This window comes from Streptomyces sp. NPDC101219, from assembly GCF_044767675.1.
Classification (GTDB): domain Bacteria; phylum Actinomycetota; class Actinomycetes; order Streptomycetales; family Streptomycetaceae; genus Streptomyces.
On the sequence record NZ_JBIWOK010000019.1, the window covers coordinates 86,439 to 103,839 of the forward strand.

Sequence of the window (17,401 nt, forward strand, 5' to 3'; positions counted from 1 at the left end):
GGGGGACACCGACCGGCGGATCGGCGGCGTCCGGCCCGGGCGCGGGTGGTGTTCCCGCTCGGCGTCAGTCCGTGCGCAGGCGGTCGGCCAGGGCCGCGAGGACCTCCGGCGGGACCAGGTGGGAGACGTCGCCGCCCCAGGTGGCGACCTCCTTGACCAGGGAGGACGACAGGAAGCTGTAGGTGGGGTTGGTGGGGATGAAGAGGGTCTCCACGCCCGAGAGGCCGTTGTTCATCTGGGCCATCTGCAGCTCGTAGTCGAAGTCGCTGACCGCGCGCAGGCCCTTGACGATGGCGGGGATGTCGCGCTGCTTGCAGAAGTCGACGAGGAGGCCGTGGAAGGCCTCGACGCGGACGTTGCCGTACTCGGCGGTGACGCGGCGGATCAGGTCGATCCGCTCCTCGATCTCGAACAGCCCTTTCTTGGACTGGTTGATCATCACCGCGACGTAGACCTCGTCGTAGAGCCTGGAGGCGCGGGAAATGATGTCGAGATGTCCGTTGGTGATCGGGTCGAACGACCCGGGGCATACGGCGCGGCGCACTTGTGATCCCTCGCTCTCCGGTCCGGTCATCGTGCGTCTTCGCACGTAGAGGCGGCGCGACCGTACCAAAACGTTCCCTCGCCGTAGCGGCGGGCCCGGATCGGTTCGAAGCCGGGCGGCCACCCGAATTCCCCGCCCCTGGTGCTGCGCTCCACGGTGACGAGGGCATCGTCCGTGAGCCACCCCTGCGAACGGAGTGTGAGGAGGATCTCGCGAAGATCGTCGTCGGAGACGGCGTACGGGGGGTCCAGGAAGGCGAGGTCGTACGGCTCCCCGGCGGGGGCGGCGCGGACGATCTGTTCGGCTTTGCCCGGTCTGACCTCGGCGCCGGGCAGGCCGAGGGAGCGCACGTTGTCCCGGACGGTGCGCACCGCACGGGCGTCGGCCTCCACGAGGAGGGTGTGACCGGCTCCCCGGGACAGGGCCTCCAGGCCGACCGCGCCGGAGCCGGCGTAGAGGTCGAGGACGCGTTCGCCGTCGAGGGGGCCGCCGAGCAGCGCCTGCCAGGTGGAGAACAGGCCCTCGCGTGCACGGTCGGAGGTGGGGCGGGTTCCCTGCCCCGGCGGTACGGCCAGGCGGCGTCCGCCGGCCGCGCCGGCGATCACGCGGGTCATGTCCTCGGTCCTTGGGTGTGTGCGGTGGGCGGTGCGGAGGTCGGTGGGCGCGGTGGGTGGCGCCCCCAGTCTGTCAGCCCTTCTCCAGGTACTGCTCCCGCTCCGCGTCCAGCAGGGCGTCCAGGGCGGTGCGCAGGGCGGGCAGCTCCGTCAGGTCCGGGTCGGCGGCGACGACGGCCGCGGCCTCCTCGCGGGCGGCGGCGATGACCTCCTCGTCGTCGATGACGGCGAGCATGCGCAGGCTGGAGCGGGTGCCGGACTGGGCCTGGCCGAGGACGTCGCCCTCGCGGCGCTGTTCGAGGTCGATGCGGGAGAGCTCGAAGCCGTCGAGGGTGGAGGCGACGGCGTTCAGCCGCTGCCGGGCGGGGCTCGCCTCGGGCATGTCGGTGACCAGCAGGCACAGCCCGGGGGCCGCGCCGCGGCCGACGCGTCCGCGCAATTGGTGGAGCTGGGAGACGCCGAAGCGGTCGGCGTCCATGATCACCATCGCCGTGGCGTTCGGCACGTTGACGCCGACCTCGATGACGGTGGTGGCGACCAGGACGTCGGTGTCGCCCGCGGCGAAGCGGCGCATCACGGCGTCCTTGTCGTCGGGCTGCATCCTGCCGTGCAGGACCTCCACGCGCAGCCCCTTCAGGGGGCCCGCGGCGAGCTGGTCGGCGACCTCCAGGACGGCCAGCGGCGGGCGCCGGTCGGCGTCCTCCCCGCCGGCCCCGTCGCGCGTGCCGGGGCCGGACGCCTTCTTCCTTGCCGCCTTCGGGTCGTCGTCCTCGTCGCCGATGCGGGGGCAGACCACGTACGCCTGGTGGCCCTTCTCGACCTCCTCGCGGACGCGTTCCCAGGCGCGGGCCAGGAAGTGGGGTTTGTCGGCGGCCGGGACGACATGGCTGGCGATGGGGGAACGCCCGGCCGGGAGCTGGTCCAGGACAGACGTCTCCAGGTCGCCGAAGACGGTCATGGCGACGGTGCGCGGGATGGGAGTGGCCGTCATCACGAGCAGGTGCGGGGGCTGCTTGCCCTTGCCGCGCAGCGCGTCGCGCTGTTCGACACCGAAGCGGTGCTGTTCGTCCACCACGACCAGCCCCAGGTCGTGGAACTGGACCTTGTCCTCGATGAGCGCGTGGGTCCCGATGACGATGCCGGCCTCGCCGGTGACCAGGTCGAGCAGGGCCTGGCGGCGGGCCGGCGCCCCCATGGACCCGGTCAGCAGCACCACCTTGGTGGCGTCCTCCGCACCGCCGAGCATGCCGCCCTCCCGTCGCCCGCCACCGCCCTTCTGAGGAGGCGCTTCGCGCCACAGCCCCCAACTGGCCAGTTCGCCCATCATCTCCGTGATCGAGCGGTGGTGCTGCTGGGCGAGCACCTCGGTGGGCGCGAGCATCGCCGCCTGGCCACCCGCGTCGACGACGGCGAGCATGGCGCGCAGCGCCACCATGGTCTTGCCGCTGCCGACCTCGCCCTGGAGGAGCCGGTGCATCGGGTGTTCGGTGGCCAGGTCGCGGAAGATCTCGCCGGACACCTTCTGCTGGCCCTCGGTGAGGGTGAAGGGGAGACGGTCGTCGAAGGCGGCGAGCAGGCCGTCGGGCTTCGGCCGGCGGGCGACGGCGGGGAGCTGGGCGTCGGCGTGGCGGCGCCGGGCGAGGGCGACCTGGAGGACGAAGGCCTCGTCCCACTTGAGGCGGGAGCGGGCGTCCTCGATGTCGGCCGGGGTGTGCGGGCGGTGGATCTTCAGCAGGGCCTCGGGGAGCGGCAGCAGCCCGCGGCCCTCCCGCAGGGATGCGGGGAGCGGGTCCACGGCCTCCTGGGCGCTGGGCAGCACCGTCTGGAGCGCCTTGCCGATCTTCCAGGACTCCAGCTTGGCGGTGGCGGGGTAGATGGGGATGAGCGCGCCGGCCCAGGTCTCCACCGTCTCGTCGGTGTCGCCGCGCAGCAACTCGTATGCAGGGTGCGCCAGTTGGAGGCGCCGGTTGAAGACGGAGACCTTGCCCGCGAACATCGCGCGGGTGCCCGGGAGGAGTTCCTTGTGGGGCTTGTGGACGCCGTTGCCGAAGAAGACCAGCTGCAGGCGGCCGTGGCCGTCCGTGATGGTCACCTCCAGGCGCTGGCCCCGGCCGCGCGGGGCGCGGGAGGAGGCGAAGGAGTGCAGGCGGGCGTCGGCGACCTGGGCGACCACGGTGACGTGCTCGTCCATGGGGAGGTCGGCCAGGTGGGTGAGCTGGCCGCGCTCCTCGTACCGGCGCGGGTAGTGGTGCAGCAGGTCGCCGACGGTGTGCAGGCCGAGGTGCTCGGCCATCACCTTGGCGGTGGCGGGGCCGAGCACCTTCTTCAGTGGTTCTTCCAGTGCGGGCACGAGATCCATTGCACACCACGGCACCGACAATGGGGGAACGCTGTGCCGCGCGTGGTCCGGCCGGCGGCCGGAAACACCGGTCGGCGGGGCGGCTACGCCCGCGGGACGGCCCGCTCCGGCGCCGTCCCGGCCGGGACGGGCCCCGGCGGCGGATCGTTCATTCCACGCCGATCAGCAGCAGCGCGCCCTGGTGGCCGCCGCTGTAGACGACCGTGTCGACGGCCAGGTAGCCCTCCCGGACCCGGGTCTCCAGATGGGCGGCGACGGTGTCCGGGGCGTCGTCGCCGACGACCAGGGTGACCATCTCGCCCCCGGCCGCGAGCATGCGGTCCAGCACGGCGGACGCCGTGGCGGCGACCTCCTGGCCGATGACGGCCACGTCGCCGTCGATGAGGCCGAGGACGTCCCCGGCCTGGCAGATGCCGGCCATGGTCCAGGACTGGCGTTCGGCGACCGTGACCTCGGCGTAGCGGGTCGCGCCCGCAGCCGAGGTCATCGACACCACGTCCTCGTCGAACCGGCGCTCCGGCTCGTGCACGGCGAGCGCGGCGATGCCCTGGACGGCGGAGCGGGTCGGGATGAGGGCGACCCTGAGGCCCTCGGCGCGCGCCTGGTCGGCCGCCGCGGCGGCGGTGTGGCGCAGGTCGGCGTCGTTGGGCAGCAGGACGACCTCGTGGGCCCCGGAGCGGCGTACGGCCTGCACGAGTTCCCCGCTCGCGGGCGGCTCCCCGGGGCGGGCGAGCACAGTGGTCGCGCCCGCCTCGGCGTACAGCCCGGCCAGGCCCTCGCCCGGGACGACGGCCACGACGGCCCGCCGAGGGCGCTCGGGGAGGGCAGGGCGTCCGGCGCCGGTGGTGTGGACGTCGGCGGCCCCGAAGTGGGTGATCCGGATCCGGTAGGGCCGACCGGCCTCGACCCCGGCCTCGACGGCGGCCCCGGCGTCGTCGACGTGGACATGGACGTTCCACAGCCCGTCGCCGCCGACCACGACGAGGGAGTCGCCCAGGGCGTCGAGCCGCCGGCGCAGCCGGGCGACGGCCTCGTCGTCGGCCTCCAGCAGGTAGATCACCTCGAAGGCGGGCCCGGTGGGCGCGCCGTGGTCCGGGCCCGCCGCGGTGTCGGTGCATGCGCCCGGGGTTCCGCCCGGGTCGGGCTCGGGGAGGGGCCGGGGCACGCGGCCGCCCTGCTGTCCGGCGGGGTCGGCGGGGATCCTCGGCGTCTCGCCGGTGAACGTCTGGACGAGGGCCGCGAGGACCGTCACCAGCCCCCGGCCGCCCGCGTCCACCACGCCCGCCCGCCGCAGCACGGGCAGCCGGCCCGGGGTCTCGGCGAGGGCGACGCGCGCCCCCTCGTAGGCGGCCCGGGCCACCGATCCGCAGTCGCCCTCGGCGTCGGCCGCGGCCCGGGCGGCGGCGGAGGCGACGGTGAGGACGGTGCCCTCGACGGGGTGGGCGACCGCCTGGCGGGCCGAGTCGGCCGCGTGCCGCAGGGCCTGCCGCAGGCCCTGCCCGTCGGCGTGGGCCGCCGCCTCGTCCCCGGCGAGCACCTGGGCCATGCCGCGCAGCAGCTGGGCGAGGATCGTGCCGGAGTTGCCGCGCGCGCCGATCAGCGCGCCGTGGGCCATCGCGCGCGCGGCGTCGGCCAGGCTGGGGCCCGTGCCGGGGGCGGTGCCGGCCGCGGCACCCGCCTCGTGGCCCTCGAACACGGCCTCGACGGCCGCGGCTGCGGACTCGACGGTGAGGTAGAGGTTCGTCCCGGTGTCCCCGTCCGCGACGGGGTAGACGTTGATCGCGTCGATCTCCTCGCGCGCCCGCCCGAGTGCCTCCAGCGCTAGGCCGCACCACGCACGCACCGCGAGAGCATCGAAGAATGTCTGCGGCACCTGCGCCACCGCGCCTCCCTGAGCTGCTGGACGTGGCACGCAGCGTAGACCTTGGGGGTGCGGGCGCCCCAGGAGGGCCGGGCGGGGGGCGGGGGCCGTCATGGTAGTTTCGTTCTACGGGTGCAGCCGTTGTATGCTGCTCCGGTTGCCCGATCCGATCGGGCCTTCCCCCTGGCAACGCCACCCGGATCCCCAAGAGCTCCCCGGAGTTCCTGGATCCTGATCCCGGCATGCCGGGATCAACCGTAAGTGCATCTGAAGTCTTTGGAGTGACCCGTGGCTGCCAACTGCGACGTCTGCGGCAAGGGGCCGGGCTTCGGCAACAACATCTCGCACTCGCACCGCCGTACGTCCCGTCGCTGGAACCCGAACATCCAGCGTGTGCGTACCGTGGTCGGCGGGACGCCGAAGCGCGTGAACGCCTGCACCTCGTGCATCAAGGCCGGCAAGGTCTCGCGCTGACGCTTCCGCTGAGCGCGCGGCCACATCCGGTTTCGCCGCACTGAGCCGGTCCACCCCCTGGTGGACCGGCTTTTTGCCGTGCCCCGACGCCCGGCCGGCGGCTCAGGCCCGGCCGGGGTCCGTCTCCCGCTGCCAGAAGGCCCACGCATGGTCCACCGGGCCGATGCCGCCGCCCAGGGCGAACCCGGCGGCGAGCGCCCCGGTGACGTACGCCTTCGCGGCGGCCACCGCCTCCGGCACCGGCCGCCCCTTGGCGAGCTCCGAGGCGATGGCCGAGGCCAGGGTGCAGCCCGTGCCGTGGGTGTGCCGGTTGTCGTGGCGCGGGGCGCGCAGCCAGTGCTCCTCGGAGCCGTCCGTCAGCAGGTCGACGGCCTCGCCCGCGAGATGGCCGCCCTTGATCACGACCCAGCGCGGGCCGAACTCCAGCACCGCGTCGGCCGCCCGCCGCATCTCCTCCTCCGCGCGCACGCGGACACCGGTGAGCTGCTCCACCTCGTCGAGGTTGGGAGTGGCTACGGTCGCCGCCGGCAGCAGCTTCGCGCGCACCGAGTCCAGCGCGGACGCGGCCAGCAGCGCGTCCCCGTGCTTGGAGACCCCCACCGGGTCCACGACCGCGGGCACGCCGGTGCCGGCGATCAGGTCCGCCACCGCCGCGACGAGCTCCGCCGAGGCGAGCATGCCGGTCTTGACCGCCTGCACGCCGATGTCGTCCACCACACTGCGGTACTGGGCCCGCACGGCCTCCACCGGCAGTTCCCAGGCGCCCTGCACGCCGAGGGAGTTCTGGGCGGTCACCGCGGTGAGCACGCTCATGCCGTGCACGCCGAGCGCCAGCATCGTCTTCAGGTCCGCCTGGATGCCGGCTCCGCCGCCGGAGTCGGAGCCGGCCACGGTGAGCACCCGGGGCGGTGCGGTCCCCGCGCTCATGACTCGATGTCCCCGAAGTGGTCCCAGCCGCCCTTGCTGGTCCAGGGCGCGCCGTCGACGGTCACCTGGGGCAGCGCCGAGGGGTTGAGCACCTCGCCGATCACCTTCCAGCGGGCGGGCAGCTTCACGTCCGGCGGGAAGGTGGCCACGATGGCGTGGTCCTCTCCCCCGGTCAGCACCCACTGCATGGGGTCGACGCCGACTGCCTGGCCGATGTCGTTCATCTGGGACGGGATGTCGACCGCCCCGGAGCGGACGTCGATGCGCACCTTGCTGGCCTCGGCGATGTGCCCGAGGTCGGCGATCAGCCCGTCGCTCACGTCGCACATCGCGGTGGCGCCCAGTCCGGCCGCGGCCGGGCCCGCGTGGTACGGCGGTTCGGGGCGCCGGTGGGCCTCCACGAAGGCGCGCGGGGAGCGGAAGCCGCGGGAGAGCACCGCGTGGCCGGCGGCGGACCAGCCGAGCCAGCCGGTCACCGCGACGAGGTCGCCGGGCTGGGCCCCGGACCGGGTCACCGGCTCCTGGTTGCGCAGATCGCCGAGCGCCGTGATCGACACCATGATCTGGTCGCCGCGCACGACGTCGCCGCCGACCACTGCGGCGCCCGCGACCTGGCACTCGTCACGCAGGCCGTCCATGAGTTCGCTGGGCCAGGTCACCGGAAGTTCCGACGGGACGACCAGGCCGAGCAGCAGCGCGGTCGGCACGGCGCCCATGGCGGCGATGTCCGCGAGGTTCTGCGCGGCCGCCTTGCGGCCGACGTCGTAGGCCGTGGACCAGTCGCGGCGGAAGTGGCGGCCCTCCAGGAGGATGTCGGTGCTGGCCACGACCCTGCGGTCGGGTGCGGCGACCACGGCGGCGTCGTCGCCGGGGCCGACCCGGACCGCCGGGGTGGTGGTGAGACGGGAGGTGAGCTCCCTGATGAGCCCGAACTCCCCGAGCTCACCAACAGTGCCCTTCATTGCCCTTGCTCCCCTTCTGTCCCTGTCCGTTCCCGGTCGCGAGTCCTCTGTGTGCTCGCTACGGTCGAGGTGACCGTCAACTTCTCTCCTGCCTGACCCCCGGCGCGCAAGGCCCGGTCCCCGCGGGTCTCCCCGTGGCGAGCGGCGACGCGATACCGTGGCGTTCCTTTTCCCCACATGATCCTCGTGGCCGCTGTGGAGGTTCCGTGGTACAGGCGTACATCCTGATCCAGACGGAGGTCGGCAAAGCGTCGACCGTCGCGGATCTGATCGGCAAGATCCCTGGAGTCATCCAGGCCGAGGACGTGACGGGTCCCTACGACGTGATCGTGCGCGCCCAGGCGGACACCGTCGACGGCCTGGGCCGCATGGTGGTCGCCAAGGTCCAGCAAGTGGACGGCATCACCCGTACCCTGACCTGCCCGGTCGTCCATCTGTAGCCCCCGTCTACCCTGAGCCGGTGAAGTCCTTCCGTCACCGGTTCGCCGTCCTGCCCGCGTTCGTCGTGCTGCTCTCCGTCGCGGGCTGCTCCTCGGCAGACGACGGCGCGTCCGTGGCGGTTCCCCGTCCGGACGCGAAGGTCACCGAACTGTGCCGGAACCTGGACAAGGTCCTGCCGGACGAGGTGGACGGCGAGAAGCGCGACGATCCCGAACCCGCGTCCGAACTGACCGCGGGCTGGGGCGGCGTGGCGATCATACTGCGGTGCGGTGTCACCCGGCCCCCGAAGATGACCGACCCCAAGGTGGCGAGCGGTCACGACCCGACGGCCGTCGCGGGCGGCGTCGAGGGTGTCGACTGGCTGATGGAGACGAAGGACGGCGACGCGCACCGGTTCACGACCGCCAACCGGGAGGCCTACGTGGAGGTACGGGTCACCGGCGGGCGGGACAGCACGGGCGTCCTGATCGACCTGGCCCCGGCCGTGAAGAAGGCGATCCCCGAGGGGATCGCCTCCTGAGCACCGTGCCGGGCGGGCGGTGGACGGCCCTCGGGGCCGCTGCCCGCGCCGGTCAGCGCAGGCCGGTCGAGCGGCGCAGCGCCGCCTGCACCAGGCGGTCCACCAGCTCCGCGTAGCCGACGCCCGTGGCCTGCCACATCTGCGGGTACATCGAGATCGGCGTGAAGCCGGGCATGGTGTTGATCTCGTTGATCACGAACTCGCCGTCCGCGGTGAGGAAGAAGTCCGCGCGCACCAGCCCCTCGCAGGAGGCCGCGTCGAACGCCTCGACGGCGAGCCTGCGCACCTCGGCGGTCTGCTCGTCGGTCAGCGGGGCGGGCACGATGCCGGGCGTGGAGTCGATGTACTTGGCCTCGAAGTCGTAGTAGGCGTGCGCGTCGGGCGGCGGGATCTCGGCGGGCACCGAGGCACGCGGCCCGTCCTCGAACTCCAGCACCCCGCACTCGATCTCGCGGCCGTGCAGCGCGGCCTCCACGAGGATCTTCGGGTCGTGGAGCTGCGCCTCGGCGATCGCCTCGTCCAGGCCGGCGAGGTCCTCCACCTTGGTGATGCCGATGGACGAGCCCGCGCGGGCGGGCTTCACGAACAGCGGCCAGCCGTGCTCACCGGCGAAGTCGATGATCTTCTTGCGGGCGGCCGGTTCGTCGCGCTCCCACTCGCGGGGCCGGATCACCACGTACGGGCCGACCTTGAGCCCGAAGGAAGAGAACACCCGCTTCATGTACTCCTTGTCCTGGCCGACGGCCGAGGCGAGCACCCCGGAGCCCACGTAGGGGACGCCGGAGAGCTCCAGGAGGCCCTGCAGGGTGCCGTCCTCGCCGTAGGGGCCGTGGAGCACCGGGAAGACGACGTCGACCTCGCCGAGCGCCTTGGGCACCGACCCGGGTTCGCTGTAGACGACTTCGCGGTTCGCCGGGTCGACGGGGAGCACCACACCGCCGTCGGCGGACTCCGCGAGCTGGTCCACGCTGGGCTGCCTGCGGTCGACGATGGCCATGCGTTCGGGTTCGTCGGCGGTGAGGGCCCAGCGGCCGTCCTGGGTGATGCCGATCGGCAGGACGTCGTACTTGGTCCGGTCGATGGCCTTGAGGACGGCGCCCGCGGTGACCACGGAGATCCCGTGTTCGGAGCTGCGCCCGCCGAACACGACGGCCACGCGCGGCTTGCGCGGCGGCTGCTCGGGGCTCTGGGGGAGGTTCTCGGTGCTCATATCGCGACGAGACTACCCGTTGGCGGTGCCCCGACACAGCGCCCGCAACGCCGCGGAAACGGCGGAGTCGCCCGGTCGCCCGGCGCCGCCCGGCCGGCCGTCGCTCAGCGTCGTTCGGGCTTCGCGCTGCGCGACATCAGCTCCTTGAGGGCCACCACGGGCGGCTTGCCCTCGTGGACGATGCCGACGACCGTCTCGGTGAGCGGCATGTCGACGTCGTGCCGGCGGGCCAGATCCAGCACCGACTCGCAGGACTTGACGCCCTCGGCGGTCTGCTTGGTGACCGCGATGGTCTCCTGCAGCGTCATGCCCTTGCCGAGGTTGGTGCCGAAGGTGTGGTTGCGCGACAGCGGCGAGGAGCAGGTCGCCACCAGGTCGCCCAGGCCCGCGAGTCCCGAGAAGGTCAGCGGGTCCGCGCCCAGGGCCACGCCGAGCCGGGTGGTCTCGGCGAGCCCGCGGGTGATGAGCGAGCCCTTGGCGTTGTCGCCGAGGCCCATGCCGTCCGCGATGCCGACGGCCAGCCCGATCACGTTCTTCACCGCGCCGCCCAGCTCGCAGCCGACGACGTCGGTGTTGGTGTAGGGCCGGAAGTAGGGCGTGTGGCAGGCGGTCTGGAGACGCCGGGCGACGCTCTCGTCGGCGCAGGCCACGACGGCGGCGGCGGGCATGCGGGCGGCGATCTCACGGGCCAGGTTGGGACCGGTGACCACGGCGACGCGGTCGGCGCCGACCCCGGCGACGTCCTCGATGACCTCGCTCATCCGCATGGCGGAGCCGAGTTCGACGCCCTTCATCAGCGACACGAGCACGGTGTCGGAGGCGAGCAGCGGCACCCAGTCGGCGAGGTTGCCGCGCAGGGTCTGCGAGGGCACCGCGAGGACGGTGAAGTCGGCGTCCTTGGCGGCCTCGGCGGCGTCCGTGGTGGCCCGCAGGTTCCGGGGCAGCTCCACGCCGGGCAGGTAGTCGGGGTTGGCGCGGGTGGAGTTGACCGCCTCGGCGAGCTCCGGGCGCCGCCCCCACAGGACGACGTCACAGCCGGCGTCGGCGAGCACCATGCCGAACGCGGTGCCCCAGGATCCGGTGCCGAACACGGCGGCCTTGACGGTCTTGCTCACGAACCCAGCCCTTCCTCGCGCGCGGCGGCCCTGCCGTCCGGCGCCGTCCGTCCTCCCGGTACCCGGTCCTGCCGCGGGTCCGCGCCCCGCCCCTGCGTCTGCGCGCGGGTCTTGCGGCGCTGCTCCACACGCTCCCGGCGCGGGTCGTAGGGCGTCGCGGGGGCCTTCTCGCCCCGGATCTCCTCCAACTGGCGGGTGATGGCGGCCATGATCGCCTCGGTCGCCTCCTTGAGCAGCTCCGGGGTCATCTCCCGGTCGTAGAAGCGGTCCAGGTCCACCGGCGGCCCCGCCAGGACGCGGTGGGTCTTGCGGGGCAGCAGACGGGGCTTCCTGGCGTAGGGCGGCAGGATCTCGTTGGCTCCCCACTGGGCGACCGGGATGACCGGGCACTTGGTCTGCAGGGCCACGCGCGCGGCGCCGGTCTTGCCGGTCATGGGCCAGCCGTCGGGGTCGCGAGTGAGGGTGCCCTCGGGGTAGAAGGCGACGCACTCGCCGCGCTCCACGGCGTCGATGGCGGCGCGGAAGGCGCTGAGGGCGTCCGTGCTCTCGCGGTACACGGGGATCTGGCCGGTGCCGCGCATGGCTGCGCCGACGAATCCCTTCTTGAAAAGCCCGCTCTTCGCCAGGAATCGCGGAACGCGTCCGGTGTTGTACTGGAAATGCGCGTAGGCGAAGGGATCGATGTGCGAATTGTGGTTCACCGCGGTGATAAATCCACCCTCGGCCGGAATGTTCTCCATTCCGCGCCAGTCGCGCTTGATCAGTACCACCAGCGGCGGTTTGCAGATCACCGCGGCGAAGCGGTACCAGAAGCCGATTCTGCGGCGCGGCACAAGGACACCTTCCTCTAGGGCCCGGACCCGGAGGCCAGGCGGGCCGCACAAGTGTCGCCCCGGGCCGCCGGTCTGTCGAGAACACGGTACGCCCCGGCGGGCCCGGGGCCGGGTGCGGCGGGGGACAATGGCCGGGACAAGAGAGGGACGTAACACTCGTGCAGTGGACCTTGGTGGTACCCCTGAAGCCGCTGGCCCAGGCCAAGAGCAGGCTCTCGGACACCGCGGACGACGGGCTGCGGCCCGGTCTGGCCCTCGCCTTCGCCCAGGACACGGTGGCGGCCGCGCTGGCCTGCCCGGCGGTGCGGGGTGTGGTGGTCGTCACGGACGACGTCCCGGCCGGCCGCGCCCTGGCCGCCCTCGGCGCGGGAGTCGTCCCCGACGAGCCGCGCGACGGCCTGAACGCCGCCCTCGCGCACGGGGCGGCCCTGGTGCGCGCCCGGCAGCCGGCCGGCGCGGTGGCCGCGCTCAACGCCGATCTCCCGGCCCTGCGGCCGGAGGAATTGGCCCGGGTCCTGGAGGGGGCCTCCGCTTTCCCGCGGGCCTTTCTCAGTGATGCGGCGGGCACCGGCACGACCCTGCTGTCGGCCGCCCCGGGGCAGGAACTGCGCCCCCGGTTCGGCGTCGGCTCCCGGGCCGCGCACCGGGCGTCGGGCGCGGTGGAACTGCGCCCCGACGGGGTGGATTCCGTGGGGCAGGACGTGGACACGGGCGAGGACCTGCGGGCCGCCCTGGCCCTCGGGGTGGGGCCCCGCACGGCCGCGGCCGCCGCGCGCCTGCTGATTCCCGGGCAGTAGGCTGCCGGACATGCAGGCGACCGCGTACACCTACGACCCGGAGAGCCGCAGCGGACAGGTGCTGCTGGACGACGGCACACCGGTGCCCTTCGACGCCCCGGCGTTCGACGCGGGGGGACTTCGGCTGCTGCGGCCCGGGCAGCGCGTGCGCGTCGAGACGGAGGGCGAGGGCGAGGACCGGCGGATCACGCTGGTGACCCTGTACACCTTCTGAGGGCGCCCGCCCGGAGCGGAGCGGTGCCCGGACACGCCGCGGGCCGGACTCCGTGACGGAGTCCGGCCCGGCGCGTGAGTGCCGCTCGCCGGTGGCTACTTCTTGCGGGCGGTGGTCTTCTTGGCGGTCGTCTTGCGGGCGGTCGACTTCTTGGCGGGCGCCTTCTTGGCCGTGGCCTTCTTCGCCGGCGCCTTCTTCGCGGTGGTCTTCTTCGCCGCCGCGGTCTTGGCGGCGGTCGCGGTCTTCTTGGCGGGTGCCTTCTTCGCGGTGGTCTTCTTCGCCGCCGCGGTCTTGGCGGTGGTCGCCTTCTTCGCCGCCGTCTTGCGGGCCGTGGTGCTCTTGGCCGCGCCCGTCGCCTTCTTGGCGGCGGCCTTCTTGCCCGCGGCCTTGGAGATGGTCGGGGGCGGTCCGGACAGGCTGCCCTTGGGGGCCTTCTTCACGGCGATGTCGTTCTTCGGGAGCTTCTTCGACCCGCTGACCAGGTCCTTGAAACCCTGGCCTGCCCGGAAACGGGGAACGGAGGTCTTCTTGACCCGAACCCGCTCGCCCGTCTGGGGGTTGCGGGCGTAGCGGGCCGGACGGTCGACCTTCTCGAACGAGCCGAAGCCGGTGACCGAGACCCGGTCTCCCGCCACCACGGCGCGGACGATGGCGTCCAGTACCGCGTCGACAGCGTCGGCGGCCTGCTGCCGGCCGCCCATCTTGTCGGCAATCGCTTCTACGAGCTGCGCCTTGTTCACGTCTTCCCCTTCGGAGACATCGCCGGAACGAATCTGTTCAAGCGTTTTCGCACGTTAGGCAGATATATACCGCAAATCAAACACGAAACGGGCTTATCACCCTTGTGCCGCAACGAACTCGGTTGTCTCGGCTGGTTCAGCGTTCCTCTTCGGGGAATCGCCCCTCGTCGAGGTCCGCGATGAACCGCTCCAGACGCCTTGCCGCAGTGGCGAGATCGTGCTTGGCCGCGGCCGTAATGACCAGCAGCTTCCGGGTCAGCGCCATCCGTACGCCCTCCGGGACTTGCAGTGCGCGCACCCTTGCATGCGCTTCCTTGAGCCGGACCGCGACCGCCGCATAGAGCTCGAGTTGGCCGTCGTGTTCCATGCACAGATTGTGCCATCTGGGGCGAGTTGTCGCCCCCGCAGGGGGCAACTGCCGCCTCTGACAGCCGTCCTGGCACAGCCGGTGGTCACGGGCACATGACACGTGTACCCAAGCAACATCCGTCATAACGTGGGAAGTTGTGAGCCAGTTGGGGAGCAGGAGCGGCCGAACGGGTGCAGAAACGTCCGTACCCCCGATCGGGCCGATCGGGGGTACGGACGGGCGTTTCGGTGGCCGAAAGTCGACCTGCCGCGGGGACTTCGCGGCCGGGGGGTCAGCCGGTGAGCGTCCGCGGCTTGAAGGAGGGGCGCCGCGCCTCGTAGGCGGCGATGTCCGCCTCGTTCTGCAGGGTGATGGAGATGTCGTCGAGGCCGTTCAGCAGCCGCCAGCGGGAGTTCTCGTCGAGCTCGAAGGCCGCGGTGACGCCCTCGGCCCGCACCTCGCGGGACTCCAGGTCGACGGTGATCTCCGCGGTCGGGTCGGCCTCCGTCAGCTCCCACAGCGCGTCCACGGTCTTCTGGTCGAGGACCACGGTGAGCAGGCCGTTCTTCAGCGAGTTGCCGCGGAAGATGTCGGCGAAGCGGGAGGAGATCACGGCCTTGAAGCCGTAGTTCTGCAGCGCCCAGACGGCGTGCTCGCGCGAGGAGCCGGTGCCGAAGTCGGGGCCCGCGACGAGCACGGTGGCGCCCTCCCGCTCGGGCCGGTTGAGCACGAACTCCGGGTCCTTGCGCCAGGCCTCGAACAGCCCGTCCTCGAACCCGTCCCGGGTCACCTTCTTGAGCCAGTGGGCGGGGATGATCTGGTCGGTGTCGACGTTGCTGCGGCGCAGCGGGACGGCCCGGCCGGTGTGGGTGGTGAATGCTTCCATGACTGATCAGACTCCAGCGGGCGTACGGGCGTCGGCGGCGGCGAGGTCGGCCGGGGAGGCCAGGTGACCGAGGACCGCGGTGGCCGCGGCGACCTGCGGGGACACCAGGTGGGTGCGGCCCCCCTTGCCCTGCCGGCCCTCGAAGTTGCGGTTGGAGGTGGAGGCGGAGCGCTCACCGGGGGCGAGCTGGTCGGGGTTCATGCCCAGGCACATGGAACAGCCCGCGTGCCGCCACTCGGCCCCGGCCTCCTTGAAGACCACGTCCAGGCCCTCGGAGACGGCTTGCAGACCGACCCGCGCCGAGCCGGGGACGACCAGCATGCGGACGCCGTCGGCGACTTTGCGGCCCTTGACGATGTCCGCGGCGGCGCGCAGGTCCTCGATGCGGCCGTTGGTGCAGGAACCTACGAAGACGGTGTCCACGGTGATCGACCGCAGCGGCTGCCCGGCCTCCAACCCCATGTACTCCAGGGCCTTCTCGGCGGCGAAGCGCTCCGAGGCGTCCTCGTACGAAGCCGGGTCGGGGACCGACGACGAAAGCGGCGCGCCCTGGCCGGGGTTGGTGCCCCAGGTGACGAAGGGGGACAGCTCGGCGGCGTCGATGACGACCTCGGCGTCGAACTCGGCGTCGTCGTCGGACCTCAGGGTCTTCCAGTAGGCGACGGCCGCGTCCCAGTCCTCGCCCTCGGGGGCGTGCGGGCGGCCCTCCAGGTAGGCGAAGGTGGTCTCGTCGGGGGCGATCATGCCCGCGCGGGCGCCGGCCTCGATCGACATGTTGCAGATGGTCATCCGGGCTTCCATCGACAGCTTCTCGATGGCCTCGCCGCGGTACTCCAGGACGTAGCCCTGACCGCCGCCGGTGCCGATCTTCGCGATGATCGCCAGGATCAGGTCCTTGGCGGTGACGCCGTCGGGCAGCTCGCCGTTGACCGTGATCGCCATGGTCTTCGGGCGGGCCATGGGCAGCGTCTGGGTGGCCAGCACGTGCTCGACCTGGGAGGTGCCGATACCGAAGGCCAGGCCGCCGAAGGCGCCGTGGGTGGAGGTGTGCGAGTCGCCGCAGACGACGGTCATGCCGGGCTGGGTCAGCCCCAGCTGCGGGCCGACCACGTGCACCACGCCCTGCTCGACGTCGCCCAGCGGGTGCAGCCGGACGCCGAAGTCGGCGCAGTTCTTGCGCAGCGTCTCCAGCTGGACCCGGGAGACCGGGTCGGCGATCGGCTTGTCGATGTCCAGGGTCGGGGTGTTGTGGTCCTCGGTGGCGATGGTGAGGTCGGTGCGGCGCACCCGGCGCCCGCTCTTGCGGAGACCGTCGAAGGCCTGCGGGCTGGTCACCTCGTGCAGCAGGTGCAGATCGATGAAGAGGAGGTCGGGCTCGCCCTCGGCGCGCCGGACGACGTGGTCGTCCCAGACCTTCTCCGCGAGTGTCCTACCCATCGCTTTCCCTCCGGCCGGCACGCGGGCGCGCCGGCCCAACTAGAGATCTGTGCGGAGACGGGGCGCCCGCATCCCCTGGTTACCGGGCGTCCGCCCCCAGGCCCATGTGTCCACGCTCGAGTGCACGGGCCGCGTTGCTTCCGTGTTTCAAGAGTGGCGGGTTCCACGGAAAATTGAACTTGCGTTTCACAGAGTGAGACGCAAGTATCGTTTCATGGACAACAGTAGCGGCGTCGGCGTTCTGGACAAGGCGGCCCTCGTCCTGAGCGCTCTGGAGTCCGGCCCGGCCACCCTCGCGGGACTGGTCGGGGCGACCGGACTGGCACGACCCACGGCCCACCGCCTGGCCGTGGCGCTGGAACACCACCGTCTGGTGGCGCGCGACATGCAGGGCCGGTTCATCCTCGGCCCGCGCCTGGCCGAACTGGCCGCGGCGGCCGGTGAGGACCGCCTGCTCGCCACGGCCGGCCCGGTGCTCACGCACCTGCGGGACGTCACCGGGGAGAGCGCCCAGCTCTACCGCCGCCAGGGCGACATGCGCATCTGCGTCGCCGCGGCGGAGCGCCTGTCCGGGCTCAGGGACACGGTGCCGGTCGGATCCACCCTGACGATGAAGGCCGGTTCCTCGGCGCAGATCCTGCTCGCCTGGGAGGAGCCGGAGCGGCTGCACCGCGGCCTGCAGGGCGCCCGCTTCACGGCGACGGCCCTGTCGGGCGTGCGGCGCCGCGGCTGGGCGCAGTCGATCGGCGAGCGGGAGCCCGGCGTCGCGTCCGTCTCCGCGCCGGTGCGGGGCCCCTCCAACCGCGTGGTCGCCGCCGTGTCCGTCTCCGGCCCCATCGAGCGACTGACCCGGCACCCGGGGCGCATGCACGCCCAGGCCGTGATCGACGCCGCCGCGCGCCTCTCCGAGGCGCTCCGCCGCTCCTGACCCTTCCCCGTCCCGTGCACCCGACCGTCGGGACGGGCCCGCCTCAACGCCGCGGCGGGCCCTCCCCCGGCGTCCCGGGGCGCCCGGCCCCCCCCGGGGGGGGCGGCGCGTACCTGGGCCCCCCCGGTCCGCCGGGCCGGCGGCCCCGGCCCGGGGGGCCCCCCGGCCGGCCCCCCCCGGGGGCCCCCCC

19 protein-coding genes are annotated in these 17,401 nt (G+C 72.8%); 6 read left to right on the plus strand and 13 right to left on the minus strand.

All coding sequences use genetic code 11. The features are described from left to right. Positions 1-64 precede the first annotated feature (64 nt). The 4 genes from coaD to ACIRPP_RS28960 form a co-directional block, all read right to left on the minus strand. The gene (gene coaD / locus ACIRPP_RS28945) at positions 65-544 is read right to left on the minus strand and encodes a pantetheine-phosphate adenylyltransferase (RefSeq protein ID WP_403648760.1); all 480 of its coding nucleotides are present in this window, start codon (positions 542-544) and stop codon (positions 65-67) included. 26 nt (positions 545-570) lie between these two features. After that, entirely contained in the window at positions 571-1,158 is a 588-nt protein-coding gene (gene rsmD, locus ACIRPP_RS28950) for a 16S rRNA (guanine(966)-N(2))-methyltransferase RsmD (RefSeq protein ID WP_403648763.1), read from the minus strand. A gap of 73 nt (positions 1,159-1,231) precedes the next feature. Beyond that, positions 1,232-3,517 carry an ATP-dependent DNA helicase RecG gene (gene recG / locus ACIRPP_RS28955; RefSeq protein ID WP_403648766.1) on the minus strand — a complete coding sequence of 762 codons (2,286 nt, stop codon included), beginning with the start codon at positions 3,515-3,517 and terminating at the stop codon, positions 1,232-1,234. Between the two features lie 148 nt (positions 3,518-3,665). After that, positions 3,666-5,399 (minus strand): DAK2 domain-containing protein, encoded by a 1,734-nt coding sequence (locus ACIRPP_RS28960; protein ID WP_403648769.1) that lies wholly within the window; start codon positions 5,397-5,399, stop codon positions 3,666-3,668. Positions 5,400-5,666: 267 nt separating this feature from the next. Between ACIRPP_RS28960 and rpmB the strand changes: the two genes are divergently transcribed. Continuing rightward, positions 5,667-5,852 carry a 50S ribosomal protein L28 gene (rpmB, locus tag ACIRPP_RS28965; RefSeq protein WP_003993230.1) on the plus strand — a complete coding sequence of 62 codons (186 nt, stop codon included), beginning with the start codon at positions 5,667-5,669 and terminating at the stop codon, positions 5,850-5,852. A gap of 102 nt (positions 5,853-5,954) precedes the next feature. On the opposite strand, the gene thiD is transcribed toward rpmB, so the two are convergent. Together thiD and ACIRPP_RS28975 are read right to left on the minus strand one after the other, a co-directional pair. After that, the gene (gene thiD / locus ACIRPP_RS28970) at positions 5,955-6,779 is read right to left on the minus strand and encodes a bifunctional hydroxymethylpyrimidine kinase/phosphomethylpyrimidine kinase (protein ID WP_403648773.1); all 825 of its coding nucleotides are present in this window, start codon (positions 6,777-6,779) and stop codon (positions 5,955-5,957) included. Continuing rightward, on the minus strand, positions 6,776-7,741 hold the full coding sequence (locus tag ACIRPP_RS28975; protein WP_164334632.1) for a thiamine-phosphate kinase: 966 nt from the start codon (positions 7,739-7,741) through the stop codon (positions 6,776-6,778). Before ACIRPP_RS28975 ends, thiD begins: the two co-directional genes overlap by 4 nt. 206 nt (positions 7,742-7,947) lie before the next feature. Between ACIRPP_RS28975 and ACIRPP_RS28980 the strand changes: the two genes are divergently transcribed. Beyond that, positions 7,948-8,181, plus strand: a complete 234-nt coding sequence (locus tag ACIRPP_RS28980; protein ID WP_164334633.1) for an Lrp/AsnC family transcriptional regulator — start codon at positions 7,948-7,950, stop codon at positions 8,179-8,181. Positions 8,182-8,201: 20 nt separating this feature from the next. Then, entirely contained in the window at positions 8,202-8,702 is a 501-nt protein-coding gene (locus ACIRPP_RS28985) for a DUF3515 domain-containing protein (RefSeq protein ID WP_403648776.1), read from the plus strand. A gap of 52 nt (positions 8,703-8,754) precedes the next feature. Here ACIRPP_RS28985 and ACIRPP_RS28990 read toward each other — a convergent pair whose 3' ends face one another. The 3 genes from ACIRPP_RS28990 to ACIRPP_RS29000 form a co-directional block, all read right to left on the minus strand. After that, on the minus strand, positions 8,755-9,912 hold the full coding sequence (locus ACIRPP_RS28990; protein ID WP_403648779.1) for a D-alanine--D-alanine ligase family protein: 1,158 nt from the start codon (positions 9,910-9,912) through the stop codon (positions 8,755-8,757). 104 nt (positions 9,913-10,016) lie between these two features. Further along, positions 10,017-11,027, minus strand: coding sequence for an NAD(P)H-dependent glycerol-3-phosphate dehydrogenase (locus tag ACIRPP_RS28995; RefSeq protein ID WP_403648781.1), 1,011 nt, complete (start codon positions 11,025-11,027; stop codon positions 10,017-10,019). Then, on the minus strand, positions 11,024-11,860 hold the full coding sequence (locus tag ACIRPP_RS29000; protein WP_403648784.1) for a lysophospholipid acyltransferase family protein: 837 nt from the start codon (positions 11,858-11,860) through the stop codon (positions 11,024-11,026). Before ACIRPP_RS29000 ends, ACIRPP_RS28995 begins: the two co-directional genes overlap by 4 nt. A 158-nt stretch (positions 11,861-12,018) precedes the next feature. Here ACIRPP_RS29000 and cofC point away from each other — a divergent pair, with 158 nt between their 5' ends. Beyond that, the gene (cofC, locus tag ACIRPP_RS29005) at positions 12,019-12,657 is read left to right on the plus strand and encodes a 2-phospho-L-lactate guanylyltransferase (RefSeq protein WP_403648787.1); all 639 of its coding nucleotides are present in this window, start codon (positions 12,019-12,021) and stop codon (positions 12,655-12,657) included. A 10-nt stretch (positions 12,658-12,667) separates the two neighbouring features. Continuing rightward, on the plus strand, positions 12,668-12,871 hold the full coding sequence (locus tag ACIRPP_RS29010) for a hypothetical protein (RefSeq protein ID WP_164343022.1): 204 nt from the start codon (positions 12,668-12,670) through the stop codon (positions 12,869-12,871). Between the two features lie 95 nt (positions 12,872-12,966). Here ACIRPP_RS29010 and ACIRPP_RS29015 read toward each other — a convergent pair whose 3' ends face one another. The 4 genes from ACIRPP_RS29015 to leuC all read right to left on the minus strand — a co-directional run bounded on the left by ACIRPP_RS29015 (position 12,967) and on the right by leuC (position 16,283). Then, entirely contained in the window at positions 12,967-13,611 is a 645-nt protein-coding gene (locus ACIRPP_RS29015) for an HU family DNA-binding protein (protein ID WP_403648791.1), read from the minus strand. A gap of 136 nt (positions 13,612-13,747) precedes the next feature. After that, positions 13,748-13,978: a hypothetical protein gene (locus ACIRPP_RS29020; RefSeq protein ID WP_164343024.1), complete on the minus strand. Its 231-nt coding sequence runs from the start codon at positions 13,976-13,978 to the stop codon at positions 13,748-13,750. A gap of 274 nt (positions 13,979-14,252) precedes the next feature. Then, positions 14,253-14,846 carry a 3-isopropylmalate dehydratase small subunit gene (gene leuD, locus ACIRPP_RS29025; RefSeq protein WP_403648794.1) on the minus strand — a complete coding sequence of 198 codons (594 nt, stop codon included), beginning with the start codon at positions 14,844-14,846 and terminating at the stop codon, positions 14,253-14,255. Positions 14,847-14,852: 6 nt separating this feature from the next. Continuing rightward, a complete protein-coding gene (gene leuC, locus ACIRPP_RS29030; RefSeq protein ID WP_403648797.1) occupies positions 14,853-16,283 on the minus strand; it encodes a 3-isopropylmalate dehydratase large subunit in 1,431 nt (476 codons plus the stop codon). 214 nt (positions 16,284-16,497) lie between these two features. Here leuC and ndgR point away from each other — a divergent pair, with 214 nt between their 5' ends. After that, a complete protein-coding gene (gene ndgR / locus ACIRPP_RS29035; protein ID WP_164343030.1) occupies positions 16,498-17,211 on the plus strand; it encodes an IclR family transcriptional regulator NdgR in 714 nt (237 codons plus the stop codon). The last annotated feature ends 190 nt before the right edge of the window (positions 17,212-17,401 follow it).

Excerpts from the sequence above, each read along its gene's own strand:
- rsmD (WP_403648763.1), bottom strand. The coding sequence starts at position 1,158 with ATGACCCGCGTGATCGCCGGCGCGGCCGGCGGACGCCGCCTGGCCGTA.
- recG (WP_403648766.1), bottom strand. The coding sequence starts at position 3,517 with ATGGATCTCGTGCCCGCACTGGAAGAACCACTGAAGAAGGTGCTCGGC.
- thiD (WP_403648773.1), bottom strand. The coding sequence starts at position 6,779 with ATGAGCGCGGGGACCGCACCGCCCCGGGTGCTCACCGTGGCCGGCTCC.
- ACIRPP_RS28975 (WP_164334632.1), bottom strand. The coding sequence starts at position 7,741 with ATGAAGGGCACTGTTGGTGAGCTCGGGGAGTTCGGGCTCATCAGGGAG.
- ACIRPP_RS28990 (WP_403648779.1), bottom strand. The coding sequence starts at position 9,912 with ATGAGCACCGAGAACCTCCCCCAGAGCCCCGAGCAGCCGCCGCGCAAG.
- ACIRPP_RS29010 (WP_164343022.1), top strand. The coding sequence starts at position 12,668 with ATGCAGGCGACCGCGTACACCTACGACCCGGAGAGCCGCAGCGGACAG.
- ACIRPP_RS29020 (WP_164343024.1), bottom strand. The coding sequence starts at position 13,978 with ATGGAACACGACGGCCAACTCGAGCTCTATGCGGCGGTCGCGGTCCGG.
- leuD (WP_403648794.1), bottom strand. The coding sequence starts at position 14,846 with ATGGAAGCATTCACCACCCACACCGGCCGGGCCGTCCCGCTGCGCCGC.
- leuC (WP_403648797.1), bottom strand. The coding sequence starts at position 16,283 with ATGGGTAGGACACTCGCGGAGAAGGTCTGGGACGACCACGTCGTCCGG.
- ndgR (WP_164343030.1), top strand. The coding sequence starts at position 16,498 with ATGGACAACAGTAGCGGCGTCGGCGTTCTGGACAAGGCGGCCCTCGTC.